At 68.2% G+C, this 25,559-nt stretch carries 21 protein-coding genes; 8 read left to right on the forward strand and 13 right to left on the reverse strand.

Annotation, left to right across the window (positions count from 1 at the left end; all coding sequences use genetic code 11):
* Window positions 1-116 precede the first annotated feature (116 nt).
* Complete coding sequence (gene dnaE / locus FKV23_RS11555) at window positions 117-3,638, forward strand: DNA polymerase III subunit alpha (protein WP_141623976.1); 3,522 nt, start codon at window positions 117-119, stop codon at window positions 3,636-3,638.
* Between the two features lie 71 nt (window positions 3,639-3,709).
* Here the strand turns inward: dnaE and FKV23_RS11560 are convergent, their stop codons facing one another.
* Window positions 3,710-4,513, reverse strand: coding sequence for a DUF4349 domain-containing protein (locus FKV23_RS11560; RefSeq protein ID WP_141623977.1), 804 nt, complete (start codon window positions 4,511-4,513; stop codon window positions 3,710-3,712).
* Between the two features lie 165 nt (window positions 4,514-4,678).
* On the opposite strand from FKV23_RS11560, the gene FKV23_RS11565 reads away from it, so the two are divergent.
* Window positions 4,679-5,638 carry an acetyl-CoA carboxylase carboxyltransferase subunit alpha gene (locus FKV23_RS11565; protein WP_141623978.1) on the forward strand — a complete coding sequence of 320 codons (960 nt, stop codon included), beginning with the start codon at window positions 4,679-4,681 and terminating at the stop codon, window positions 5,636-5,638.
* Window positions 5,639-5,672: 34 nt separating this feature from the next.
* On the opposite strand, the gene lepB is transcribed toward FKV23_RS11565, so the two are convergent.
* Window positions 5,673-6,227, reverse strand: a complete 555-nt coding sequence (gene lepB, locus FKV23_RS11570) for a signal peptidase I (RefSeq protein ID WP_141623979.1) — start codon at window positions 6,225-6,227, stop codon at window positions 5,673-5,675.
* A 110-nt stretch (window positions 6,228-6,337) separates the two neighbouring features.
* On the opposite strand from lepB, the gene tilS reads away from it, so the two are divergent.
* The 3 genes from tilS to FKV23_RS11585 all read left to right on the forward strand — a co-directional run bounded on the left by tilS (window position 6,338) and on the right by FKV23_RS11585 (window position 9,153).
* Window positions 6,338-7,627 carry a tRNA lysidine(34) synthetase TilS gene (gene tilS / locus FKV23_RS11575; RefSeq protein WP_141623980.1) on the forward strand — a complete coding sequence of 430 codons (1,290 nt, stop codon included), beginning with the start codon at window positions 6,338-6,340 and terminating at the stop codon, window positions 7,625-7,627.
* Between the two features lie 331 nt (window positions 7,628-7,958).
* A complete protein-coding gene (locus FKV23_RS11580) occupies window positions 7,959-8,228 on the forward strand; it encodes an exodeoxyribonuclease VII small subunit (protein ID WP_141623981.1) in 270 nt (89 codons plus the stop codon).
* A complete protein-coding gene (locus tag FKV23_RS11585; RefSeq protein WP_141623982.1) occupies window positions 8,221-9,153 on the forward strand; it encodes a polyprenyl synthetase family protein in 933 nt (310 codons plus the stop codon). The genes FKV23_RS11580 and FKV23_RS11585 overlap by 8 nt, the downstream gene beginning before the upstream one ends.
* 62 nt (window positions 9,154-9,215) lie before the next feature.
* Here the strand turns inward: FKV23_RS11585 and FKV23_RS11590 are convergent, their stop codons facing one another.
* Both FKV23_RS11590 and pmbA read right to left on the reverse strand, forming a co-directional pair.
* Window positions 9,216-9,662 (reverse strand): DUF4870 domain-containing protein, encoded by a 447-nt coding sequence (locus tag FKV23_RS11590; protein WP_341867557.1) that lies wholly within the window; start codon window positions 9,660-9,662, stop codon window positions 9,216-9,218.
* Window positions 9,663-9,755: 93 nt separating this feature from the next.
* Complete coding sequence (gene pmbA / locus FKV23_RS11595) at window positions 9,756-11,120, reverse strand: metalloprotease PmbA (RefSeq protein WP_141623983.1); 1,365 nt, start codon at window positions 11,118-11,120, stop codon at window positions 9,756-9,758.
* A 141-nt stretch (window positions 11,121-11,261) separates the two neighbouring features.
* On the opposite strand from pmbA, the gene yjgA reads away from it, so the two are divergent.
* The gene (gene yjgA / locus FKV23_RS11600; RefSeq protein WP_141623984.1) at window positions 11,262-11,834 is read left to right on the forward strand and encodes a ribosome biogenesis factor YjgA; all 573 of its coding nucleotides are present in this window, start codon (window positions 11,262-11,264) and stop codon (window positions 11,832-11,834) included.
* Window positions 11,835-11,902: 68 nt separating this feature from the next.
* Here yjgA and tldD read toward each other — a convergent pair whose 3' ends face one another.
* From tldD to FKV23_RS11620, 4 genes are all read right to left on the reverse strand, one after another.
* Window positions 11,903-13,345 carry a metalloprotease TldD gene (tldD, locus tag FKV23_RS11605; protein WP_141623985.1) on the reverse strand — a complete coding sequence of 481 codons (1,443 nt, stop codon included), beginning with the start codon at window positions 13,343-13,345 and terminating at the stop codon, window positions 11,903-11,905.
* Window positions 13,346-13,397: 52 nt separating this feature from the next.
* Window positions 13,398-17,249 carry a YhdP family protein gene (locus FKV23_RS11610; protein ID WP_141623986.1) on the reverse strand — a complete coding sequence of 1,284 codons (3,852 nt, stop codon included), beginning with the start codon at window positions 17,247-17,249 and terminating at the stop codon, window positions 13,398-13,400.
* 193 nt (window positions 17,250-17,442) lie between these two features.
* Window positions 17,443-18,945: a ribonuclease G gene (gene rng / locus FKV23_RS11615; RefSeq protein ID WP_141623987.1), complete on the reverse strand. Its 1,503-nt coding sequence runs from the start codon at window positions 18,943-18,945 to the stop codon at window positions 17,443-17,445.
* Entirely contained in the window at window positions 18,942-19,529 is a 588-nt protein-coding gene (locus FKV23_RS11620; protein WP_141623988.1) for a Maf family protein, read from the reverse strand. Before FKV23_RS11620 ends, rng begins: the two co-directional genes overlap by 4 nt.
* A gap of 438 nt (window positions 19,530-19,967) precedes the next feature.
* On the opposite strand from FKV23_RS11620, the gene FKV23_RS11625 reads away from it, so the two are divergent.
* Together FKV23_RS11625 and FKV23_RS11630 are read left to right on the forward strand one after the other, a co-directional pair.
* Window positions 19,968-20,642, forward strand: a complete 675-nt coding sequence (locus FKV23_RS11625; protein WP_141625178.1) for an SIMPL domain-containing protein — start codon at window positions 19,968-19,970, stop codon at window positions 20,640-20,642.
* A 362-nt stretch (window positions 20,643-21,004) separates the two neighbouring features.
* On the forward strand, window positions 21,005-21,688 hold the full coding sequence (locus tag FKV23_RS11630; RefSeq protein WP_141623989.1) for an energy transducer TonB: 684 nt from the start codon (window positions 21,005-21,007) through the stop codon (window positions 21,686-21,688).
* Window positions 21,689-21,732: 44 nt separating this feature from the next.
* On the opposite strand, the gene rlmH is transcribed toward FKV23_RS11630, so the two are convergent.
* The 5 genes from rlmH to FKV23_RS17250 form a co-directional block, all read right to left on the reverse strand.
* Window positions 21,733-22,203: a 23S rRNA (pseudouridine(1915)-N(3))-methyltransferase RlmH gene (rlmH, locus tag FKV23_RS11635; protein WP_141623990.1), complete on the reverse strand. Its 471-nt coding sequence runs from the start codon at window positions 22,201-22,203 to the stop codon at window positions 21,733-21,735.
* Between the two features lie 9 nt (window positions 22,204-22,212).
* On the reverse strand, window positions 22,213-22,626 hold the full coding sequence (gene rsfS / locus FKV23_RS11640) for a ribosome silencing factor (protein WP_141623991.1): 414 nt from the start codon (window positions 22,624-22,626) through the stop codon (window positions 22,213-22,215).
* 82 nt (window positions 22,627-22,708) lie between these two features.
* Window positions 22,709-23,380, reverse strand: a complete 672-nt coding sequence (nadD, locus tag FKV23_RS11645) for a nicotinate-nucleotide adenylyltransferase (protein ID WP_141623992.1) — start codon at window positions 23,378-23,380, stop codon at window positions 22,709-22,711.
* A complete protein-coding gene (holA, locus tag FKV23_RS11650) occupies window positions 23,377-24,420 on the reverse strand; it encodes a DNA polymerase III subunit delta (protein ID WP_141623993.1) in 1,044 nt (347 codons plus the stop codon). The genes nadD and holA overlap by 4 nt, the downstream gene beginning before the upstream one ends.
* A 3-nt stretch (window positions 24,421-24,423) precedes the next feature.
* A complete protein-coding gene (locus FKV23_RS17250; RefSeq protein WP_167285189.1) occupies window positions 24,424-25,032 on the reverse strand; it encodes an LPS-assembly lipoprotein LptE in 609 nt (202 codons plus the stop codon).
* Window positions 25,033-25,559: the final 527 nt, after the last annotated feature.

Here is a 25,559-nt window from a genome sequence, read left to right on the forward strand (position 1 = left end):
ACGAAACCATGGAACGACGGACACGGCCTCCGCGGCAACGGCGGCGATTTCCGGTCGTCAAGTCTTGCCGCCGCCCGGGGGGCTGATACCCTGCGAACCTGCAACAGGTTCCAGGCATGTCCGCACCCCGCTTCATCCACCTCCATCTGCATAGCGAATACTCGCTGGCCGACTCCACCGTCCGGATCGGCGAGCTGGTCAAGCGCTGCGTCGAGCACGGCCAGCCGGCGGTCGCGATCACCGATATCGACAACGTGTTCGCCGCGGTCAAGTTCTATCGCAAGGCCGAGGGCGCCGGCATCAAGCCGATCATCGGCGCCGACATCGGCCTGGCCGACGGCAACGAGCCGACCTCGCGCCTGACCCTGCTATGCCGCGACCGCGAAGGCTACCTCACGCTGTCCCGACTGTTGACCCGAGTGTGGATGGAAGGCCACCGCACCGACAGCGTCGCGATGCGCCCGGAATGGCTGCGCGAGGACAACGCAGGCCTGTTCGTGCTGGCCGGCCGCCACAGCCTGGCCGGGCGCCTGACCGTCGCCAACAAGCACGAGCATGCCGAGGCCTGGCTGGCCGACTGGCAGGGCGTGTTCGACGACCGCCTGCATATCGAACTGACCCGCGCCGGACGCGACGGCGAAGAAGCGTTCAACAACTTCGCGCTGCACGCCTCGGCCAAGCGCGGATTGCCGGTGGTCGCCAGCAACGACGTGCGCTTCCTCGACCGCGACGGCTTCGAGGCGCACGAGGCGCGCGTGTGCATCGCCTCGGGCCGCGTGCTCGACGACCCCAAGCGGCCCAAGGACTACACGCCCGAGCAGTACCTGAAGTCGACGGAAGAAATGGCGGCGCTGTTCGCCGACGTCCCGGACGCGATCGACAACGCGCTCGCGCTGGCGATGCGCTGCAATGTCGAGATGAAGCTCGGCGAATACGCGCTGCCGGCGTTTCCGGTTCCAGCCGATCACACCATCGAATCGTGGCTGCGCAACGAAGCTCGCGAGGGCCTGAAAAAACGGCTGGAGAAAGCCCCGCTCGCAGAAGGCAGGACCCGCCAGGACTACGAAGACCGGCTCGAGACCGAACTGGACGTCATCATCTCGATGGGGTTCCCCGGCTACTTCCTGATCGTCGCGGACTTCATCAACTGGGGCAAACAGCACGACATCCCGGTCGGCCCGGGGCGCGGTTCGGGCGCCGGTTCGCTGGTGGCGTGGGCGCTGGGCATCACCGACCTCGACCCGCTGCCGTACGACCTGCTGTTCGAGCGCTTCCTCAACCCCGAACGCGTGTCGATGCCCGACTTCGACATCGACTTCTGCATGGACCGCCGCGACGAGGTGATCGAATACGTCGCGCGCAAGTACGGCCGCGACCGGGTCAGCCAGATCATCACCTACGGCACCATGGCGGCGAAGGCGGTGGTGCGCGATTCGGGCCGCGTGCTCGGCCACCCGTACGGCCTGGTCGACGGCATCGCCAAGCTGATCCCGAACACGCTGGGCATCTCGCTTTCCGACGCGATGGGCGAGACCGAGAAGTCGCGCGCGGCCGAAGGGCTGGCATCGCCCGACCTGATCGAGCGCTACAACAGCGACGAGGAAGTGCGCGACCTGATCGATCTGGCGCGCAGCCTCGAGGACCTGACCCGCAACGCCGGCAAGCACGCCGGCGGCGTGGTGATCGCGCCTTCGCCGCTGTCCGACTTCTGCCCGCTGTACGCCGAACACGACGGCGAGGGCCGCGGCAGGAACCCGGTCACCCAATTCGACAAGGACGACGTCGAGGCGGTCGGCCTGGTCAAGTTCGACTTCCTCGGCCTGCGCACGCTGACGATCATCGATTGGGCGGTGAAGGCGATCAACGCGCGGCTGGCAAAGGAAGGCCAGGCCCCGCTCGACATCACCGCACTGCCGCTGGACGACAAGGCCAGCTACGAGCTGTTCGCGCGCGGCGACACGGTCGCGGTGTTCCAGTTCGAATCGCGCGGCATGCGCGAGCTGCTCAAGCGCGCGATGCCCGACACCTTCGAGGACATCATCGCGCTCGCGGCATTGTTCCGCCCCGGTCCGCTCGGCTCGGGGATGGACAAGGAATGGGTCGACCGCAAGCACGGCCGCACCGAGGTCAGCTACCCGCACCCGCTGCTGGAACCGGTGCTGGCGCCGACCTACGGCGTCATCGTCTACCAGGAACAGGTGATGCAGATCGCCCAGGTCCTGGCCGGCTACTCGCTGGGCGGCGCCGACCTGCTGCGTCGCGCGATGGGCAAGAAGAAAGCCGAGGAGATGGCGAAGGAACGCGCCAAGTTCGAGGCCGGCTGCGCCGAGCGCGGGATCGACGCCAAGGTGGCGACGCCGATCTTCGACCTGATGGAGAAGTTCGCCGAGTACGGCTTCAACAAGTCGCACTCGGCCGCCTACGCGCTGGTCGCGTACCAGACCGCGTGGCTGAAGGTGCACTACCCGGCCGAGTTCATGGCCGCGGTGCTGTCCTCGGACATGGACAACACCGACAAGGTCACCGGCTTCCTCGACGAATGCAGGGTGATGGAGCTGGAGGTGCTGCCGCCGGACGTCGCGCATTCGGAGTACATGTTCCAGGCCGTGGCGCCCAATACGATCCGCTACGGCCTGGGCGCGGTGAAGGGCGTCGGCCGCGGCGTCTGCGAGGCGATCGTCGAGGCGCGCCGCGCCGGCCCGTTCAACGACCTGCTCGACTTCTGCAAGCGCGTCGACGGCGGCAAGCTCAACCGTCGCGCCCTCGAAGCGTTGACCCAGGCCGGAGCGCTCGATGCGTTGGGGAAGAATCGCGCCAGCCTGATGCTGCAGTTGCCGGAAGTGCTCAAGGCCACCGAACAGCTCGCCCGCGAGCGCGCGGCCGGGCAGGTATCGCTGTTCGGCGGTGGCGAATCGCAGGCGGCGGAACTGCACATCGACCTGCCCGAGGTCGAAGAATGGTCGCTGGCGCGGCTGCTCAATGGCGAGCGCGAGACCCTCGGCCACTACCTCAGCGGGCATCCGTTCGATCCGTGCCGCGACGAGCTGCGCAGCCTGCTCGGCCATGACCTCGGCGACCTCGAGAAGATCTGGGAATCGCGCCCCGAATCAGCGCGCAGTGGCTGGCGGCCGGAAATCGAAACCGTCGTCGCCGGCCAGGTGGTGGCGATGCGCAAGAAGGGCGACAGCCAGATGTTCGTGCAGATCGAGGACGGCCGCGGCCGGCTCGAATGCGCCTTCTTCGCCGAGGCCTACGCCGAGTACGCGCACCTGTTCACCCGCGACCGCCTGCTGATCGTCCAGGGCGGCCTGCGCGAGGACAGCTTCAGCGGCGGTTTCGCGCTCAAGGCCCAGCGCTGCTGGGACTACGACAGCGTCTGCGCCAACCACGCCCGGCGACTGTCACTGCGGCTGGACCTGCGCGTGCCGGGCATCTGGCAACGCGTCGACGAGCTGCTTGCCAGCCATCGCCCCGGCAAGACACCGATCCGGCTCGACCTGCTGCGTCCCGGTGCCGCCGGCATGCTCGACCTCAATGGCGAACACGCGGTCCGCGTCGACGCCGAACTGACCGGCACCCTGCGCGCCCTGCCCGGCGTCAAGGCGGTCAAGCTGGCACTGGCGCGGCCCTGGGGCTGACACCCGTCAGCAGCCCGCCCACACCCGGGTACGCCGACAACCCGCCCGGCAATCGTGGGCACATCGCCTTGTCAGCCGGGCCCCGCATCACGGCCACGTCGCGCACGCCGGCGCCGGCGCCACGCCCGGAAACCAGCGGCCAGCGCCAGCGCCAGCAGGGCCACCGGGATCAGGAAAGCCGACGCACGGATGGTCCATGCCGTCCCGAGCGAGAGCGTTGTGCCGAAGTCCCTGACCGCCTCGGCGATCTCGCTGCGGCCGGTCTGGCCGCGTGGCGGTTCGAGGTGGATGCTCAGCTTCTGGGTATTGATCCGCAGGTCGTGCTGGGCCGCCTGCTGCGCGGCCGCCTGCAACTGCGCCTCGACCTCGGCGATCTGCCGCGACAGCGCGATCATGTCGGCCACCGACAGGTCGCGTCGCTGCTGGAAGGCCTGCAACTGGCTGCGTTCGCCCTCCAGCCGCTCGACCAGCTGCCGGTTGTCGCGCACCACCACGGCCAGATCCTCGGCGTGGGTGCGGCGGGTACCGACCTCGCCGCCCTCGCCCGCCATCCCGATCAACGGTTCGACGCCCTCCGGCACCACCCGCACGATCAGCCGCCCGTTCGGGTAGTCGCCTCCCTGCCGGCTCACGTCCAGGACCGTGCACTGGCCATGGGTTCCTTCTATGCAGGCATCCTGCAGGGCCTGGATGCGGTCTGCGATGGCATCGGCGCCGAGCGCGACGCGGACGTCGTGCTCGTAGGCCAGCATCGCCCCTTGCGGCGCCTGGGCCGCAGCCGATGTCCCGGCGTACTGCTCGGCCTGCTTGTGACTGCAGGCGGCAAGCCCGACAACGAGCGCGGCCGTTGCCAGTTCCTTCAGAGTCATACCCATGGACCATCCTGTCTGCACGCTTGTGGCCGCCGACTATACCGGCGACACAGGTCCGCCGGGGCAGGCTCTCCTGCCATACCCGACCGGACGGCTCGGTACGGTCGCGTGCGGTCGGCTAGACTGTGCGCCTTCCCGGCGGCCATCCCGCCCTGAGCCTGTTGACGCATGAATCCCAATTACCTGGACTTCGAGCAACCCATCGCCGACCTGGAAGAAAAAATCCAGGAGCTGCGCCACGCCAGCCACGGGCCGGCAGTGGATGTGGATGCCGAAGTCCATGCGCTGCAGGAGAAGCTGCGCCAGCGGACCGCGCAGATCTTCCGCGACCTCAGCCCGTGGCAGGTTTCACAGCTGGCCCGCCACCCGGCACGGCCGTACACGCTGGACTACATCCGGGTGATCTGCGACGAGTTCCAGGAGCTGGCCGGCGACCGTGCGTTCAAGGACGACTCGGCCATCGTCGGCGGCCTCGGCCGGATCGGCGGCCGCAGCGTGGTCATCATCGGCCATGAGAAGGGCCGCGACACCAAGAGCAAGGTCAGGCGCAACTTCGGCATGCCTCGCCCGGAAGGCTACCGCAAGGCGCTTCGGCTGATGAAACTGGCCGAGCGCTTCAACCTGCCGCTGGTGACCTTCATCGACACCCCCGGCGCCTACCCCGGCATCGGCGCCGAGGAGCGCGGCCAGTCCGAGGCGATCGCCCGCAACCTGCTGGAGATGAGCGAACTGCGCACCCCGATCGTCTGCACCGTGATCGGCGAGGGCGGCTCCGGCGGCGCGCTGGCGATCGGCGTCGGCGACCGCACCTTGATGCTCGAGTACAGCACCTATTCGGTGATCTCGCCGGAAGGCTGCGCCTCGATCCTGTGGAAGGACGCGGCCAAGGCCAAGGACGCCGCCGAACAGCTCGGCCTGACCGCCAAGCGCCTGCATGGCCTGGGCCTGGTCGACAAGGTCGTGCGCGAGCCGATCGGCGGTGCCCACCGCAACCCCAGGCAGATGGCGACCCGCCTCAAGGCGGTGCTGATGAACGAGATCGACACACTGGCGGAATTGCCGCTGGACGAGCTGGTCGAGCGCCGCTACAAGCGCCTGCGCGACTACGGCGCGTACGAGAACGTCTGACCGCAACGCCGCGGCGCGGGAGCGGCACGCCGGTTCACTCCACCTCCAGGATCGCCACCATCTTCCCGATGAACGCATCGTCCGATATCGCGCCCATGAAGCGGCCGTCCTGACTGTTGTCGCGATTGTCACCCATCAGCAGGTAACTCTTCCGCGGTATTTCCAGAGGCTCCATCTGGCGGGAGTAGGCCATGATCGCGTTGCCGGAGTCGACATAGTCCTCAGTCAGTTCGCGTCCATCGACCATGACCACACCGTCCTCGATCGACACGGTTTCGCCGGGCAAGCCGATCACACGCTGCAGCCAGTGGCTGCCGTCCCCGGAGTTCGAGAAGACGACGATGTCGCCGCGCTCGGGACCGCGATTCCGGTAAGCTCCGGCCCGCACGATCACGATCGAATCAGGCTCCAGTGTCGGCAACATCGACCTGGAAGGGATGCGATAGGGCGCGTGACCGACGATGCGTTGGCGCGGGTCGTAGGACTTCGCCCCGAACGGGTTGATGAAGTACACGCAGATCGCCGTGACCGGCAGCAGCACCGCCAACGTCACCAGCACAACGACCACCCGCTGCCGCCATTTCGCCATCGCCGTCCTCCCTTCGCAACGGAATCCTCGCCGGATGGTACATCGCAGGCCGGCACTGCCTGCCCGACCGCATCCGGGCGGACGACAGGGACGCGCATTAGACTTGCCCCATGCTGTCCGACCTTCCTCCCGACGCACCGCAACCTGCGCCCCTGCTGGTGGCCTACAGCGGCGGTCTGGACTCGACGGCGCTGCTGCGCCTCCTGGCCGACGACCCGGCACGCCGCGCCGATGGTTTGCGCGCCATCCACGTCCACCACGGCCTGCACGCCGACGCCAGCGATTGGGCGCGGCATTGCCAGCGGTCATGCGACGCACTGGGAATCCCGCTGACTGTCGTCCGAATCGAAGTGCAGCGCGACAGCGGGCTCGGGCTTGAGGGTGCGGCACGGCAGGCCCGCCATGCCGCCTTCGCTGCCGCGCTGGCAGACGACGAGGTGCTGGTCACCGCCCACCACCGCGACGACCAGGCCGAAACCTTCCTCCTGCGTGCGCTCCGCGCTTCCGGCCCGGACGGGCTGGCGGCGATGCGGCCATGGCGGCGGTTCGGAGCGGGCTGGCTGTGGCGCCCGCTGCTCGACACGCCGCGCACGGACCTGCTCGCCTACGCCCGGGCCCACGGACTGGCGTGGATCGAAGATCCAGGCAACGACGACACCGCTTTCGACCGCAACTTCATCCGTCAACGGGTCATGCCATTGCTTCGAGAACGCTGGCAGCGGGCCGATGCCGCGCTGGCCGCAAGCGCTGCGCTGTGCGCGGATGCGGTGGGCCTGCTGGAAACGGACGACACCCGCGCCCTGGCCACGGTCGCCACCGCCGATCCGCATTGCCTGTCGGTCGATGCGCTGCTGGCCCTGCCGGCGGCACGCCGCGCCCGTGTACTGCGACGCTGGATCGCGGCCCGGTCGCTGCCACCGCTGCCGGCCAGCGGCATCGTCCGGATCGAAACCGACCTGCTCGACGCCCGCCCCGATGCCGAAGCCACCTTCGCCTGGGCCGGCGCCCGCATCCGCCGCTGGCGTGGACTGCTGCACGCTGGCCGGGAACGCCTGCCATTGCCGGTGGACTGGAGCGTCGAGTGGAATGGGCGCGACCCGTTGCAGTTGCCCGACGGCGGCACACTTCGACTCGAAGGCGCGGATGCCTTGCCGACTCCGGTCCGTGTCCATGCCCGCCAGGGCGGCGAACGCATCACCTTGCCCGGCCGCGACCACAGCCATGCACTCAAGCAGGTGTTGCAGGAGCTGGAAGTGCCGCCGTGGGTACGCGAGGGGTTGCCACTGCTCAGCGATGCGGAAGGCAATCTGATGGCGGCCGGGGATCTGACCTATTCAGCGGCTTTCGATGATTGGCTGCGCGGGCATACCGCACGGCTAGTGTGGCGAGTATCGGAGTAGCAGGTGTCATCCCAAGCGTAGCGAGGGGTGAGCGCGGGCGCTTGCGAGCCATTGCTCGCGCCCGATCGAACGCCCGAACACAATGCGTGAGGGCCGGGGACCGTACGATCTGCTTTACCAGGCGACTGTCCAGACGCAGCCGGGCATGGCTTTGCAGGACCTTCCGAAACATGGATGTTTCGGATGAGCCTCCAGGGACGGATTCGCGGCGTGTCCTGCAAAGCCATGCCCGGCTGCGTCCCCTGCGAACCAACAAAGCAGATCCCTCGCTACGCTCTGGATGACAGCCTCTCAACCCCCGCCCGCACCTCCGTTCCAGTAAACTCCGCGCATGGCCAAGAAACCCGCCAAAGAAGCCTCGCCCGTCGCCGACTTCGAACAGTCGCTCGACGCACTGGAGTCGCTGGTCGAGAAGATGGAGCAGGGCGAGATGAGCCTCGAGGACTCGCTTGCCGCCTACGAACGCGGCGTCGGTCTGTATCGCAGGTGCCAGGCCGCGCTGGAACAGGCCGAACTGCGTGTACGCCTGCTCACCGACCCGCAGGATCCGGCCACTGCCCAGTCCTTCGATACCGACGGCGCCCGCAACGGCGATGCCTGACCACGATCTTGCCGGCTGGCGGGCACGTGTCGATGCCGCGCTGGACCGTGCCCTGCCCGATCCTGATACCCCCCCCCATCGCCTGCATGCCGCGATGCGTCACGCCACACTGCTCGGCGGCAAGCGGATGCGACCGCTGCTGGTCTACGCCAGCGGCACGATGTTCGATGCCGCCCCGCAAGCTCTGGACACGCCCGCAGTCGCGGTTGAACTGATCCACGCCTACTCGCTGGTCCACGACGACCTGCCATGCATGGACGACGATGCCCTGCGCCGTGGCCAGCCGACCGTGCATGTCGCCTTCGACGAGGCCACCGCGGTACTGGCCGGCGACGCGCTGCAGACCCTCGCCTTCGAGCTGTTGTCCGATACGCCGGTGCCCGATGCCATCCGGCTCGCCCTGATCCGCACCCTGGCCGGCGCCTCGGGCGCCGCCGGCATGTGCGGTGGCCAGGCGTTGGACCTGGAAGCCACCGGACAGAAAAAAAGGGGTCAGAGTGAATCTTGCAAAGCAAGAATTCACTCTGACCCTTTCCCCCGGGTCTCCGTTTCTGCACTGCGACGTCTGCACGCACTCAAGACCGGCGCCCTGATCCGTGCTGCGGTACGCATGGGCGCGCTGTGCGCCGGCGCTCCGGACGATGCACTGGCCCGGCTGGACCTCTTCAGCAATGCCCTCGGCCTGGCCTTCCAGGTCCGCGACGACATCCTCGACATCGAAAGCGACAGCGCCACGCTCGGCAAGACCGCCGGCAAGGACCAGGCCCAGGCCAAGGCGACCTTCCCCGCCCTGCTCGGCATGGGCGCCTCGCGCGAACTGCTGTCCGACCTCGCCATGACGATGGATGACGCGCTGGCCGGTTTCGGCGAACAGGCCGCGATGCTGGCCGCGCTGGGCCGGTTGGCGATCGAACGCGATCGCTGAAACCGCAAACGAAAAACGCCACCGGCGGCACCGGTGGCGTCGGGATCGAAAGCTGCGTGAGGTTACTTCACCAGCCTCATCGTGAACGGATAGCGGTAAGCCAGCCCGTCATTGGCCTTGATGGCGGCAATGATCGTCAGCACCAGCCAGGCAACAAAAACCGCGACGCCGATCGGGGCGGTCAGAATCACACCGAGGCCGAAGGTGATGAACGTCAGCACCACCAGTGCCAGACCGATGATTCCTACCGTGATGTTGAAATTCAGCGCTTCCTTGCCCTGCTCATCGGCAAAGGGCATGGTTTCCCTCTTCACCAGCCACATGACCAGCGGCCCGAGAATGTTGCCGAAGGGGATGATGAAGCCGATCAGGGCCGACAAGTGCGTGAACAATGCCCATTGGCGTTGATCGGCAGGAATGCCTGCGTCCGAGGCCTGGCCGGCGGCCGGCGGCTCGTTGTATGGCGGCGGTGTCTGGGACGGATCATTCGGATCTTGCATACCGCTCATCTGTCGTTCTCCCTGCGTGCGTGAACCCTCACTCTCCGTCCATCGGGCATCGGCGTCAACCATCGGAAGACACCGTGACCTCCGGTCTCCCCCTCAGCCTTCGCCGGCCACGGTCATGGCGCCGACCAGGATCGAGCCGGTGCGCACATGCGAGCGTGCGTCGACATCGCTGCCAACCGCCTCGATCGCATGAAACATGTCCCGGAGGTTGCCGGCGACGGTGATGCCATCGACCGGATACGCAGCCTCGCCGTCCTCGATCCAGAACCCGGCCGCGCCCCGTGAATAATCGCCGGTGATGCTGTTCACGCCCTGCCCCATCAGCTCGGTCACCAGCAGCCCCCGGCCCATGCCGCGAAGCACGTCGTCGAGACCACCGGCGTTGGCGGCCACTTCGAGATTGTGCACGCCACCGGCATTGCCGGTGGTCCGCAGGCCGAGCCGGCGCGCGGAGTAGCTGCCGAGAATGTAGCGTTGCAGCACTCCCCCCTCGACCAGCGCCGACTCGCGCGTGGCCACACCCTCGGCATCGAAGCTGGCCGAGCGGAAACCGCGCGGCATGAACGGGCGTTCCTGGATCGCGAACCAGTCCGGGAACAGTTGCGTGCCGGCGCTGTCGAGCAGGAAGCTGGCGCGACGGTAAAGCGCGCCGCCGGACACCGCGCCGAGCAGGTGGCCGACCAGTGAACGCGCCATCTCGGCCGAAAACAGCACCGGATAGCTGCCGGTCGCCAGCTGGCGCGGCGCCAGCCTCGACACCGCGCGCTCGGCCGCGCGCTTGCCGATCGCCGCGGGATCTTCCAGATCCTCGGCAGCCAGGGCGATGCTGTACCAGCCGTCGCGCTGCATCGCATCGCCTTTGCCGGCGATGAAGGCGCAGCCGAGGCTGTGCTGGCTGCTGCGCTCGCGGCCGATGAAGCCATGCGAATTGGCGTACACGCCGAGGCTGGTGCCGGTACCGAGCGAGGCGCCATCGGAGTTGTCGATCCGCGCATCGAAATCGCGGCCGGCCTGCTCGACCGCCAGCGCCAGGTCGATCGCGCGCTGCGGCTCGTGCTCGACCGCCCACGGGTGCCAGCCATCGAACTCGCGAATGTCGCTGGCCATCAGCTCCCGATCGGCAAGCCCGGCCGCCTCGTCGTCTTCGGTATGACGGGCGATCGCGCAGGCCTGCTCGACGGTCGCCTGCAAGCTCTCCTCGCGCAGGTCGGCGGTGCTGGCGCTGCCCTTGCGCTTGCCGAAATAGACGGTGACCGCGACGCTCCGGTCACGCGAAGCCTCGACTGTCTCCACCTCGCCCATCCGCACCCCGACGGTAAGCCCGCTTTCCTCGTTGCAGGAAACCTCGGCCTGGCTTGCACCGCTGGTGCGGCATCGGTCGAGCAGGCGCTGCGAGAGCTCGGAGAGCGCGTCGAGACGGGCCTGTGAATCGTCGGTAGAGGTGGTGATCTGGCTCAATGGCTTATCCTAGTGACCGTCATCCCGAGACCGCAGGCCGAGGGATTTGTTTTTACCCGTGCATCGCTCACAGCAGATTCCTCGCTACGCTCGGAATGACGCTGGGTGGCGACTGCCCGGAATGACATTGGAAAGTGACCGATGCGCGGCATAGACGAAGAATCCGGTGAGTACCTCGGCCCCAGTCGCAGCCAGAAACGCCGCGAGGCGCTGGACGTGTTGGAGCTGGGCGCAAAGCTGGCCGAACTGAGCGACGCCCAGCTCGACCGCCTGCCGGTGCCCGAGTCGCTGCTGCCGCATATCCGCGAGACCCGTCGCATCACCTCGCACATCGCCCGCAAGCGCCAGCTGGCCTTCCTGGCCAAGCAGATGCGGCGCGAGGACGAAGAGACGCTGGACGCACTTCGCGACGCGCTGGACAAGGATGGCGAAGCGGCGCGGCGCGAGGTCGCGGCGATGCACCGCGTCGAGACCTGGCGCGAACGCCTCCTTGCCGAAGGCGATCCCGCGCTGGCGCAACTGCTCGACGAGCATCCGGCTGCCGACCGTCAGCGTCTGCGTCAGCTGGTCCGCAACGCGCTGGAAGAGCGCAAGCGCAACAAGCCGCCGCGGGCGTTCCGGGAGTTGTTCCGGGAACTCAAGACGCTGTTGACTACGGGCGAAAGCGAATCGCCCAATGCTTCCGCCGACGACCTGCTCGCCGACAGCGAATAGTCCTGAAGCCGTCATTCGCGGGAATGACGGGCACGAACGGCGCGTGTACTTCATCACGTCCGCGAAGGTCACGCCTGCGTGCCACCCACCGTCAGTCCATCGATCAGCAACGAAGGCTGACCGACGCCGACGGGGACGCTCTGGCCGTCCTTGCCGCAGACGCCGACGCCCTCGTCGAGCGCCAGGTCGTGGCCGACCATCTTCACCTTCTGCATCGTCTCCGGGCCGTTGCCGATCAGGGTCGCACCCTTGACCGGCGCGGTAATCCTGCCGTCCTCGATCAAGTAGGCCTCTGTCGCCGAGAACACGTACTTGCCGCTGGTGATGTCGACCTGGCCGCCACCGAAACTGACCGCGTACAGGCCTTTCTTCACCGAGCGGATCATCTCTTCCGGATCGTGCTTGCCGGCGAGCATGTAGGTGTTGGTCATGCGCGGCATCGGCAAATGCGCGAACGATTCGCGGCGGCCGTTGCCGGTCGGCGCCATGCCCATCAGGCGCGCATTGAGGGCGTCCTGCATGTAACCGACCAGCACGCCGTCCTCGATCAGCGTGGTGCAGTTCGTCGGCGTTCCCTCGTCATCGATGTTGAGCGACCCTCGGCGGCCCTCCAGCGTGCCGTCGTCGACGATGGTCACGCCCGGCGATGCCACGCGCTGGCCCATGCGGCCAGCATAGGTGCTGGTGCCCTTGCGGTTGAAGTCGCCCTCCAGGCCGTGGCCGACTGCCTCGTGCAGCAGCACGCCAGGCCAGCCCGGGCCGAGCACCACCGGCATCATGCCCGCCGGGGCGTCGATCGCTTCCAGATTCACCAGCGCCTGCCGCAGCGCCTCACGCGCGAACTGCTCGGGTTTGCCGGATTCGAGCAGTTCGGCATAACCGTAGCGTCCGCCGCCGCCGGCGTAGCCACTCTCGCGGCGGCCGTCCTGCTCGACGATGACCTGCACGTTGAGCCGCACCAGCGGGCGCACGTCAGCAGCGAGCACGCCGTCGCTGCGCGCGACCAGCACGGTGTCGATCACACCGGACAGGTCGACCATCACCTGCTGCACGCGCGGATCGGCCGCGCGCAGCAGTTTGTCGACCCGGCGCAGCGCCTCGACCTTGGCCTCGTTGGCGTAGCCGTCGATCGGATCCTCCGGTGCATAGAGGCTGCGGCCGCCGCCGCGCGACAGCGCCTGCGCGCCTATCACGCGGCCATCGCGCGCGATCGCACGCGCCGAGGACGCCGCCTCGATCAAGGCTTGCCCATTGATCTCGTCCGAGTAGGCGAAACCGGTCTTCTCGCCGCTGATCGCACGCACGCCGACGCCCTGCTCGATCGAATGCGCACCGTCCTTGACGATGCCGTCCTCGACCGACCAGCTCTCGCGTCGGCTGTGCTGGAAGTACAGGTCGCCGAAATCCACGCCCGGCCCGAGCAGGGTGCCGAAGGCGCGTTCAAGGCCGCCGGTATCGAGTCCGGCCGGCAGCAGGAGGCGGGATTCGGCGAGTTGCAGGTGATGGGTCATCGGTTCGGGGCTTGGGTCCGGGAAGATAGGATGGGTGCCACAACGTCCCCGATCAACCCGCCGGCACCTCGACCACGGTCGATGCACGGCCCTGTTCGCGGGTCTGCACCTCGACCTTGGGGTCCTTCCACGGGCCGGTGACCCGGTAGGTTTTCGCGGCCACCTGCCCCAATGGCTTCTCCAGCACCACGTTGGCGGCCGCGCCGATCGCCGCGCCCATCGGGCCGCCGGCAAGCGCACCGACCGCGGTCAGCAGGTTGCCGGCCTTGGGCCGGACCTCGATGGTCTGATCGAACTGTTCGCCGCGCAGGTCGGTGGTACCTCGGATCGCAATCGCCGCCGAGGGGCCGTCGATCAGCAGCCCATCGCTGCGGGCCTGGCCGTCATCGAACATCACGCTGCCGCCGGCCTGGTTGAAGGCGAAACCCTTGTTGAAGAAGTCGCCGAAGTCCAGCATCAGGCGGCGCGGCAACTGGGCGATACTGAGCAGGCCGAGTACGCGGCCGGCGCCGGGTTCGACCTCCAGCAGCTGACCGTCGCGGACAGCCACTGTCAGGCGGCCGTCGAGCGCGGCGGCCGAGAACGCGGCGGGGTTGCCGGGCCAGGTGCCAGCGAAATTCAGCTTGCCCTTGCCGTCTCCGATGCGGCCTGTCAGGCCGAGACCCAGGCCATCGACAAGGCGGCCGAAATCTTCGCTGCGCAGCTCCAGCGCCAGTCGGGTGCGGGCCGCCCCGCCGGTACCGGTCCAGTCGCCACTGACGTCGATCTGCTGCCGGCGGGCTCGGGTCTCCAGGCGCTCGATATGCATGCCGGCCGCGGTCGGCTGCGAACGGAACACCGCCTGCCCGAGCGCGGCATCGTTGAGCCGGAACTCGTCGACATCGATCGCCAGTGGTGGGATTGCCGCCGGATCCAGCGTGTCCTCGAGACCTGGCCCGACCACCGGGGCAGCCGGGTCCTGGACTGCGGCTACCGCAGTCTCCGGCAGGCGCCAATGCACGCGCTCGAAACGACCGGCGATGGTTTCCGAGGCTGCCGCCGGGATCGACAGGCGGCCCTGCAGGCTCTCGCCGCTGGTATCGACCTCGAGCACGCCCGCGGCCGCGGGCGCCACCACCACCCGGGTGTCCGGGAAACTGCCGCCGAGCAGGCGCAGGTCGCTGGCGGTCACGTCGATGCGGCGCAGCGGCATGGTGCCTTCGCCGGTACCGACACGGCTGAGCGCGATCCAGTCCATCGCGTCCAGTTGCCCGGCATGGCCGTTGACCACCAGCCCGTTCACCGGCGGCGGCTCGTCCACGCGAGTCGCGCCGAGGACGATACGCACGCCTGTCGCGTTGTCGCCCGCGCGCGCGCGTACCGCCATGCGCTCTCCCAGCGTGACCCGGATGTCGCCGCTGCCGAGCGGCAGCGGCGTTTCGACCGTGGTCGCCAGTGCCAGGTCGAGCGGCTTGGTCATCGGTGCCGGCAGGTCGAGTCCGGTGCCCGTCAGGTCGGAATCCAGACGCAGCCACGACACCGTCTCCTGTCCGTCGCGGGCTTCGGGCACGTTCACGCCGACGTTCCAGTCCGAACGGCCGGACAGGTACGGCCCGAGCCAGGCCAGATCCGGTACCCGCCTGACCAGTTCGCTGGCCGGCACCGAGGACTGCAGGCCGGCCTCGAACGCATTTCCGGCATTGCGCACATGGCCATCGCCTGCGCGCAGGCTCAACGTGCCCGGCAACCCTTCGTGGCGGACCGACAATGCCTCGGCCTCGAACCCGTTGCGAGAGTAATGCGCCCGCCCGCTGACCTGGTCGAAGGCCAGCTCCCAGCGCGGATCGGCAAGCCGTGCATCGGCGAGATCTACGGTACCGTCGATGCGGAGGCCGTCGCCCTCCTGCAACGGCAGGTGCAGTCCGAAGCCGACCCGCGCCGGGCCGCCGGCCTCGATCGCGGCAAGGTCATCGCCGAGACTGTCGTTGAGCGGACTCTGCCGCAGCAGTTCCAGCAACTGGCTGGCGTCGCCGCGACCGTCGGCCCGGACCTGCAGGCGGCCGCCGTCGTAGTGATCGATTCCGGCCTCGATGCGGCCGATCCCGACTCCGGCAATCGCTCCGCTACCACGAACGTCGAAACCGTCGGCAACGAAGCTCACCTCGGCCTGCAGGTCCTCCACTGCCGGCCAGTCCGGCTGGAACCGCACCACGCCCTGTTCGATCCGGCCGGTCGCCTCGAACAACCCGGTATTGCCGCGAAACGGCCAGTCGTCGAGATCGCCGCTGATGACCGCGCGGCCGTCGCGCACGATGCCACCCTCCAACGCCTTGTCCAGCCACTCCACCGCCGACTCCGGCATCTGGTCGCGCACCCAGAAGCCCTTGGCCACCGGCACCTGGACATCGTCGAGGGTGGCGGCCATGTCGATCCGCGGCCGACTGCCGTCGCCCGGCCAGTGCAGTCCGCCGCGTACGTCGGTGGCAAAGCTGCCTCCGTCCACGCGCAGGCCGCCGGTCGCGACCTTCCAGCCGTCTCCTTCACGCCAGCCGCTGACATCTCCGTCGAGCACCACCTCATGGACGACGCCGAACCCGGTCGGCCAGTCGAAACGCATCGGCGAATCGCGATCCAGGCGCAGGACGAAACCCGAGGCATCGCCTTCGAACATCCCGGCAACGCCGGACAGACCCGGACGGCTGCGGACGGGCTGGAATCCGATTCCCTCGATGCGGGCGTTGGCCTGCACCGGCCCATCGCGTTCGCCGCTGATGCGGATTTCGTGCACGACGCCCTGCGGGCGCGCTTCGCGCATCCATTCGCGCAAGCCGGGCGCGAGGCGGTCGCTGAGCGCTGCCGCCTCCAGCAGCGGCGCGATGTCGACGCGGTCGGCGAACAGGCCATAACGGCGGCCGCCGACCATGGTCAGACCATCGAGGACCTGTGGGGCATCATCACTGTCGATCCGCAGCACCGGCGCATCGAGACGCCAGTCGCCAGCGGTCGCCTGCCAGCGCGCGCGTGCTTCGACCCGGTTGAATTCGACCATTGAATCGTCGCTACCCGCCGCATCCGGGTCGGCCGATGCCAGGGCCACTCCGTCCAATGCTGCATTTACCGTGACCGCAGTAATGCGATTCCCGTGCAGCTCGGCCCAGGCCTCGGCACGGCCACGACCAGAGCGCACCTGCACCCCGGCCAGTTCCAACAGCGACTGCCACTCGGCCAGGTCGGCCTGGCGGGCGCCGGCATAGGCCTGGCCATCGCCGCTCTTGCGTTCGAACGAAACCACGGCATCGAGCGGGTCGCCTCCGAGACGGGGCCAGGCCCGTGCCGCCGCACGTACAAGCTCGCCGCTGACCTGCAGGCGCAGGTCGATGCGCGGGATATGGGTATCGATGCCGAACGCCGGCGCGACGACGGCCAACTTGCCATCGACCACCTGCAGTTCGCCCAACGACTCCAGCGTACCGAGAACATCGCCATCGTCCCTTTCCTGTCCAGGCAGGCCACGCACCTGCCAGCGACCGTCGTCGCCCCGCTCCAGGGTCAGGTCGAGCCCGCGCAGGCGAAGCTCGGACAGGGCCCGGCCCGGCAACAGACCGGCATAGATCGACACCAGCATCTCGGCATCGCCAACCGTCACCGCTCCAGCGCCATCAGCGCCATCGCCGCCAATGCGCAGATTGTCGAGCTTCAGCAGCGGTCCGCGACGGGTCCAGTCAGTCTCGACCCGGTCGAACGCCACCGGCCGCCCGGTGCGTTCGCTCAGCCAGGCCTGGATCCGCTCGGGGTGCTGCTCGGCCAGCGGCAGCAGCCGGCTGGCGATGCCCAGCAGCACCGCGACCAGCACCAGTACGATGGCGGCCGTGTAGACGGCACCACGACGGGCAAGGCGCAAGCGGCGGCGCAGGGGGGTGGGCATGGGTCAGGGAAGCCGGGGCGGCAATGGGAAACGCGGGACGGGGAGTGACAGGTTCGCGCGTGGGCGGGGAACATCGGCTGAAGAGCGCGAACGAAAGGCCCGATCTGCCGCCATGCCGCGATCGTCCAGCTTCAGCGGGCAGAAAGGTCGCGCTGGCAGCCTTCCGCTCCCTGCCCCCGATCGCCTGCTCCTCTCAGAGCAACACCACATCGAACTGCTCCTGCGAATACTGCTCGTCGGGTTGGAAACGGATCGATTTGCCCAGGAACTCTTCCAGCTCGGCCACCGCGGCGGACTCCTCCTCGGTGATCCGCACCACCACCTTCGGCGAGGCGATGACAAGCAATCTCTGGGCGTCGAACTGACGCACCTGGCGGACGATCTCGCGGAAGATCTCGTAGGTCACCGTCTCCGGCGTCTTCAGGGTGCCGCGGCCGCCGCATTCGTGGCAGGGCTCGCTGAGCAGACGCTCAAGACTGTCGGTGGTGCGCTTGCGGGTCATCTCGACCAGGCCCAGTGGCGAGAATTCGTAGACGGTCGACTTGGCGTGGTCGCGAGCCATCGACTTTTCTAGCTGGCGCAGTACCTGGCGGCGGTGCTCCGGGTCGGTCATGTCGATGAAATCGATGATGATGATGCCGCCCAGGTTGCGCAGCCGCAGCTGACGCGCGACCGCCTGCGCCGCTTCCAGATTGGTCCTGTAGACGGTTTCCTCGAGGTTGCGCTGGCCGAGGAACGAACCGGTGTTCACGTCGATGGTGGTCATCGCCTCGGTCTGGTCGATGACCAGGTAGCCGCCGGACTTCAGCGGTACCTGCTTGTCGAGGGCGCGCTGGATTTCGTCCTCGACTCCGTACAGGTCGAAGATCGGCCGCGCGCCACTGTAGTGCTCGATCTTCTCGTCCAGGCCGGGCATGAACTGGGCGGCGAAGGTGCTCAGGCGCTCGCAGGTCTCGCGCGAATCGACCTTGACCCGCTCGACGTCCTTGCGCATCAGGTCGCGCACCGCACGCATCGGCAAACTCAGATCCTCGTAGACGCATGCGCCGACACGGGCATTGACGACCTGCTCCTCGATAAGCGCCCAGGCACGCCCCAGATAGGCGATGTCCTCGGCCAACGCCTCGGCCGGCTGGCTCTCGGCATTGGTGCGGACGATGTAGCCGTGCTCGGGCTCGGACCTGCCGTTCACCACCGGCGCCTGTCCGGCGACGAACGATTTCAGGCGCTGGCGCTCGCCCTCGTCCTCGATCCGCGCCGACACCCCGACCACGCGGGTGCGCGGCAGCAGCACCAGATAGCGCGACGGGATGCTGAGCTGGGTGGTCAGGCGCGCGCCCTTGCTGCCGATCGGGTCCTTGACCACCTGCACCACGATCTCCTGACCCTCGCGCAGCAGTTCGGTGATCGGCTTGGTCGGGGCGGGCGGCAGCGGGGTCTCCTCGCCCTCACCGTTGCTGACCGGTGGCGGCTTGGCGATGTCGGCCGCATGCAGGAACGCGGCGCGATCCAGCCCGATCTCGACAAAGGCCGCCTGCATGCCAGGCATCACCCGCTGCACCTTGCCCTTGTAGATGTTGCCGACCACGCCACGGGCCCAACCGCGCTCGATGTGCAGCTCCTGCAGCATGCCGTTCTCGACCACCGCAACGCGGGTCTCGCGCGGGGTGACGTTGATCAGGATCTCCTCGCTCATGCCGCCACCCCGGATTCGCGCAGCAGACCAAACCGGCGCAGCAGGCTGGCAGTCTCGTACAGCGGCAGTCCCATCACCCCGGAAAAGCTGCCGTCGAGGCGGCTGACGAAGGTCTCGGCCAGTCCCTGGATACCGTATGCCCCGGCCTTGCCGAAGGCCTCGCCGGTGGCGATGTAGGCGGCGATGCGGGCCTCATCGAGGGTGTCGAAAGTGACCTCGGACACCGACACCGCCTCCAGCTCGCGCGCGGCCGAGACCAGCCACACCGCCGACACCACCCGGTGGGTGCGGCCCGACAACCGGCGCAGCATGGCTGCCGCATCGTCGGCGTTGGCCGGCTTGCCGAACACTTCATCGTCGAGGATCACTTCCGTGTCCGAACCCAGCACCACCGCGCCGGGCGTGGCCACCACCTTCAACAGGCCCGCACCGGCTTTTTCGCGCGCGACCCGGCGAACGTAGCCGTCGGCCCCTTCGCCCGGCTGGCGCTGCTCGGGAATATCGAGATCGATGGTGCCGAAATCGACACCCAGGCGGGCGAGCAGTTCATGGCGGCGCGGAGATTTCGAAGCGAGGTAGAGCATCAAGGCTCCCGGAAAGAGGGAATGGCGATTCATACGGCCAGCCCCTGGAAACTGAACAGGCCCGACATGGCTCCGGCCTGCCCGCTCCCGGCCCCTGTCAGGCCGGTTGACCGGTCTGGAGCCGGAACCGCCCGGACGACAAGTGAAAGCATAACCCGCGCTGACCGGGCACCCGACGATGCCTGTTCGATAACCCCGACAGGGCTCACGCTCCGTTCACCCCGTCGTCCCGAATGAACATGCATGGTGAAAGTCGGTACTGTGACAGCCGGTATCGCCACACCCTTGGACAATCGGGCCTTGTCCCCCTCTTCGATGGAGCCGAACATGTCAAACACCCCCGCCCTTCGCCCGGCCGCCCGCGGTCCGCAGCCATTGCGCCGCAGCCTGCAGGCCACGGCCCTCGCTTTCGCCCTGACCCTGGGAGCCCTGCCCGCCATGACCGCACACGCCCAGTCCATGCCCGCTACCGTCGCCAGCGACGGCACCCTGTTGTCGGTCAGTGCCCAGGCCGAAGCGAAGCGGGTGCCGGACATCGCCACCCTCTCGACCGGCGTGGTCACCCAGGCCGACGACGCCAACGCGGCGATGCGCGCGAACGCCGATCAGATGGAGCGGGTGATGGCGGCGATCCGCAAGGCAGGCATCGCCGAGCGCGATATCCAGACCAGTGGAGTCAATCTGTACCCGCAGTACCGCCACGACAACGATCGCGCGCCAACGATCACCGGCTACCAGGCCAGCAACACCGTCAGCATCACCGTGCGCGACATCGGCAAGCTGGGCCGGGTGATGGATGCGCTGGTCGCGGCCGGCGCCAACCAGGTGCACGGCCCCAGTTTCGATGTCGACGACAAGGAATCTGCCTTTGACGAGGCCCGCCGCGCGGCGGTGGAGAAGGCCCGCGGCCGGGCTGAGATGTATGCCAAGACGCTGGGCATGAAGGTGCGCCGGATCGTCAGCATCAGCGAGGGCGGCGGCGGATTCGGACCGCCGCGGCCGATGCCGATGATGGCGATGGCGCGCGCCGAGAAGGCCGCCGACACTTCGATCTCGCCGGGCGAGAGCACGTTGTCGGTCAACCTCGACATCGTGTTCGAGCTCGGCAACTGAGCTTCCCGGGAGGGCCTCCGAAGAGGCTGTCCCTGATCCTCATCCCCGCGAAAGCGGGGGTGAGGGGATGTCTGCGAGCATTACAGGGTTTTCTCGGTTCTTCTCCCAAGTGAGGGGGAGCTCGCCTTCAGCGAAGGCGTGGGCGCCGCCGCTTGCGTTCGATCGCCGGTTATCGCCACGACCTGGCTGTTCCGACGTGGTCTGCCGGCCTTGACGGCGAATGTCCCCCGGCGCCCAGTCATCCAACACACCCCCGCGCTTTCCCCTCGATTGAGCGAAGAACCTTTTTTGACCTCTATCAACCCCACCCGACTGCGCCGCCCGTTCACACCCCTGCAATCCAACACAGCAGGAGGTGGAACATGGCCCACGCAATCCATGCCGGTATCGGCCCGGCGACCTTCCGTCATCAGCTTCGGGAACAGCCCCTCGACCCCGGCCGCATCGCCGCCACCAGTGCCGCCATCGTGCTGCATGCAGCCGTCTTCATGGCACTGCTGATGCCCGCCTCGCTACCGCCGGAGCGGGAGGCGCCGAAGGACATGGAAGTCGTGATTCCGATCAGGCCGATAGAAGTGCCGCCGATTCCAGTCGAAGTCGTGCAGCCACCCCAGCCGCTTCCGCCGCAACCCGCCCCGCCCACCTCGCGCGCACCGGTGACGGAACCCCCGGTCGTCCCCGTGGCCACGGCCGAACCCGGCGACCTGCCTGCCCAGCCTGACATGCCCGCAGCCGACTCCGGTCCGGCCACCATCCCCGACCTGTCGCCGATGGCCGGCGCCCGTCTCGCCTATGCGATCGCCCCGCCCCCGTCCTATCCGTCGCGCGCGGTCCGCGAGGGCCGTACCGGCACCGTGCTACTGGAGATCACCGTCGACATCGACGGCTCGCCGGTCGACGTCGTCATCTCCCGCAGCAGTGGCCACCGCGACCTCGACCGCGCGGCACGCGACCAGGTGCTGTCACGCTGGCGCTTCCAGCCGGCCATGCGCGACGGCCATCCGGTGCGCGCCGTGGGGCTGGTGCCGGTCGAGTTCAAACTTTAAAAACGACTCTTCTCCCAAGTGCGAGGGCTGTGCGGGGGAGCCCGTCAGGCACGGTGGTATGGGTGGTTGGCCAGCATCGCCGCAGCGCGATAGAGCTGCTCGGCCACCACCAACCGCGCCAGCATGTGCGGCAGGGTCAGCGGCCCCAGCGACCAGGTTTCGTGTGCGGCGGCCAGCACCTCGGGGGCATGCCCCTCCGGGCCGCCGATCAGGAATGCGAGATCGCGACCCTGCCCGCGCCAGAACTCAAGCCGCTGCGCCAGCTGTTCGGAGCCGAGCGGGCGGCCGGTGACTTCCAGCGCGACGACATGCGCATTCTTCGGCAGCGCCGCCAGCACGCGGCGGCCCTCGTCCTCGATCGCACGTTGCGGATCACGGCCCTTGCCGCGCAGGCCGGGCTCGACCTCGACCAGCTCGAACGGCAGCCAGTGCGACAGCCGCTTGCGGTACTCGGCGAAGCCCTCCGCCACCCACGACGGCGCGCGTTCGCCGGTGGCGATCAGGCGGGCTTTCATGCCACGGGATCAGGCATCCGCCGCTTCGCCAGCCGCTTCTTCCGGCGGCTGGTCGCCGACGGTCCACAGACGTTCGAGCGCGTAGAACTCGCGCACCCGCGGCAACATGACGTGGACGACCACGTCGGCCAGGTCGACCAGCACCCACTCGGCCTCGCGCTCGCCTTCCACACCCAGCGGCACGAAGCCCAACTGCTTGGTCTGCTTGACCACCTCGTCGGCGATCGACTTCACGTGTCGGGTCGAGGTGCCCGAAACCACCACCATGAAGTCGGTGACGCTGCTCTTGCCGCGCACGTCGATCTCGGCAACATCCTGGGCCTTGAGTTCCGCCAGTGCATCGCGCACGGCCTTGAGCAGGTGCTCGACGGCAGGGGGCGGATCGGGAATACGGGTCTTGATGACGTGGGCTTGGCTGCTCAAGTGGCTTGCTCGGGGGATTGGCACGTGATGGTGATTATAACGGAGGGGCCATGGCCCCGCCGGACAGCGCCGCGCAACGCATTCAGCTGCCCTGCCGAACCGAGGCCAGTCCGTACAGGCCATGACGCTCGATGTAGGCGGCCACCGCAGGAGGCACCCGGGATTGCCAATCGCCGCCGCGGGCCATCGATCGCCGGATTCCGCTGGCCGATATGTCGGTCGAAGGCTGCCGCATCCGCCAGATCCGGCCGCAGGGCGTCGCGCCCAGCGCCTCGGGGGTGGAAACCCAGCGAGTCTCCACCTCCTCGGCCAGTTCGGTCGCCAAGGGACCGTCGAGCGGGCTGCCCGGCCGTTCCGCAATCACGAAATGGGTCAGGCCGAACAGGCTGCGCCATTCCTTCCAGCCGGTCAGGCCGAGGAAGCTGTCGGCGCCGACCAGCAGGGCCACCGGCTGCTCGGGGCCGATTTCAGCCCGCAAGGCGCGCAGGGTATCGGCGGTCCAGGAGCGTCCATCGCGTTCGAGTTCACGGCGGTCGACGGCCAGTCCGGGCTCGCCGGCAACCGCAATCTCCAGCATCCGTGCCCGCTGGATCGCATCGGCGCCGGGCGGCGAGCGGTGCGGTGGATCGGCGGCCGGCATCAGCCGCACGCAGACGCCCAGCGCATCGCGGGCACAGCGCGCGATCGCCAGGTGGCCGTTGTGAATCGGGTCGAAGGTGCCGCCATAGAGGAGGAACATGGCAACAGGGGTCATGCCTTCAACAGCCGAACCGCCTTCGGCTCCGCCACCGCCAGCAGCAGGCGCTCCAGGCCAATCCAGGGGTCGCCGGCCTCGCGCCCCTTGACCATGCGATCGACCTTGCCGGCAACACCGACGAAGGCCTCCCAGCGCGGCGCTGCATGGCGCTGCAGCGCACGACGGTAGACCGGCTGCTTCGAATCCCAGATCCGCTGCGCCCTGAACTCGGCGCCCAGGTTGCCGCCACGGGCATTGGTCCTGGCCAGCGCGGCGACCCGTTGCAGTTCCATCACCACCATGCCCATCAGGGCCTGAACCGCAGAGCCTTCCGCGCGCAGGCCGGCGAGCATCCGCGAGACCTGCAGCGGCTCACCGTTCAGGGCCGCGTCGACGAGGCGGAACACGTCGTAGCGTGCGGCATCGGCGACCAGCGACTGCATGCGGGTGACATCCAATGAAGTCTTGTCGTCACCGGCCAGCAGGGCCAGCTTCTCGATCTCCTGCGCGGCCGCCAGCAGATTGCCCTCGACCCGGTCGGCCAGCAGCTGCACCGCATCGCGATCTGCGGACAGGCCGTGGCTGCGCAGGCGGCGCTCGATCCATTCCGGCAATTCGTGCGGCTTGACCGGCCAGGCCACCGCGACATGGCCGATGCGCCCGATCGCCTCGCTCCACTTGCCGGCGTGCTTCTTGCTCCACTCGCCGGCGATCACCAGCAGGGTTACGTCGGGCGCCGGAGCTGCGCAGAAGTCGACGATGAGCTTGCCTCCGTCCTTGCCCGGCTTGCCGGTCGGCAGGCGCAGTTCGACCAATCGACGGCTGGCGAACAGGCTGGGCGCGTTGAAGCTGGCCTCCAGTGCCGACCAGTCCGGTTCGCGCTGGTTGCCTTCGGCTTCGAACACCTCGCGCTCGGTGACGCCTTGGGCGCGGGCGGCGGCACGCACGGCATCGGCAGCCTCCAACACCCGCAACGGCTCCGCGCCGGCGATCAGGTAGGCGGGCTTGAGGGGCTCTGATTCGAGCCGGGCGGCCAGTTGCTCCGGCTTGAGTTCCACGACTCAGTCCTGGTCGTCGAGGATTTCGACCGGCTCAGGCTCCGGCCCGGGCAGCGCGTCGTCCGTGCGCTCGATGAGCGTCTCAGGCTCACCGCCGGCATCGGCAGCGCCCGCTTCGAACTGGCGCCGCGCGACTGCGTCGATGCGGCGCAGGATCGAGGCCGCCATCTCGCGGCGCAATTCCTTGACCAGCACGTCGCGTTCGCCCTCGGTACCGACCGAGTTGGTCGGCTCGCGGATGTAGTCGCGCGCAAGCTCGATCGCCTGCCGTGGCACCACCGGATGGCCGTCCCGATCGCGCACTTCGAAAATCGCGGCATAGCGCAGGCTGTACTCCTGGGCACGGCCACGCGCATCCACGCTGATCGGGGTATCGCCCCAACGCTCGGCGATCAGGTCGAGCACAGCGACATTGCTCGCGTTGGCGGGGGCAATGGCGGCTCCGGCGCGCTCCAGCGACTGCGCCAGGCTCTCGGCCAGCGGGCTGTAGCGGCTGGCCGAGACCACCTTGATCGGCCCCACGTCCGGCGGCAGCACCAGTGCATGCCGCAAATGGAAGCCACAGGCCGTCAAGGCCAGCAGGAGGATGATGGGAGCAAGGCGACGGATCATGCGCGCAGTCTGGAGGAGGCGCCCGCCTCCATCAATAGCCGCCGCGAATATGCCGTTCAGGCTGGGCACCACCGGAATCGAACCCTGCCCCGGATACAGGACGACCGGAGGCAAAAAACAGGTTCTTCGCCTAATCGAGGGGAAAGCGCCGGGTCTGTTGGATGACCGGGGCGCCGGGGTCGAAGGCCCTTGGATGCGAATGTCCCCCGGCACCGGCCAGGGCCGGCGCCTCCGCCTTGATTTCGCACCCAAGGGCCTTCGACCCCGGCGTTCCGACATGACCGGTGGTTCCAGAAGCGCACTCCCAGGGAGGGTCTGCTTCGCGTTCCAGCGTGGCCGCGCGATCCGACGTGGCCTGCCGGCCTTGACGGCGAAATCAAGGAGGAGGCCGCCGCCACGGGCGGCGGCCGGGGGACATTCGCCGTCAAGGCCGGCAGGTCGCGTCGGGACAGCCAAGTAGCGGCGAGAATTAGCGATCGAACGCAAGCGGCGGCACCCACGCCTTCGCTGAAGACGGGCTCCCCCCT

The organism is Lysobacter alkalisoli (assembly GCF_006547045.1).
GTDB lineage: Bacteria > Pseudomonadota > Gammaproteobacteria > Xanthomonadales > Xanthomonadaceae > Marilutibacter > Marilutibacter alkalisoli.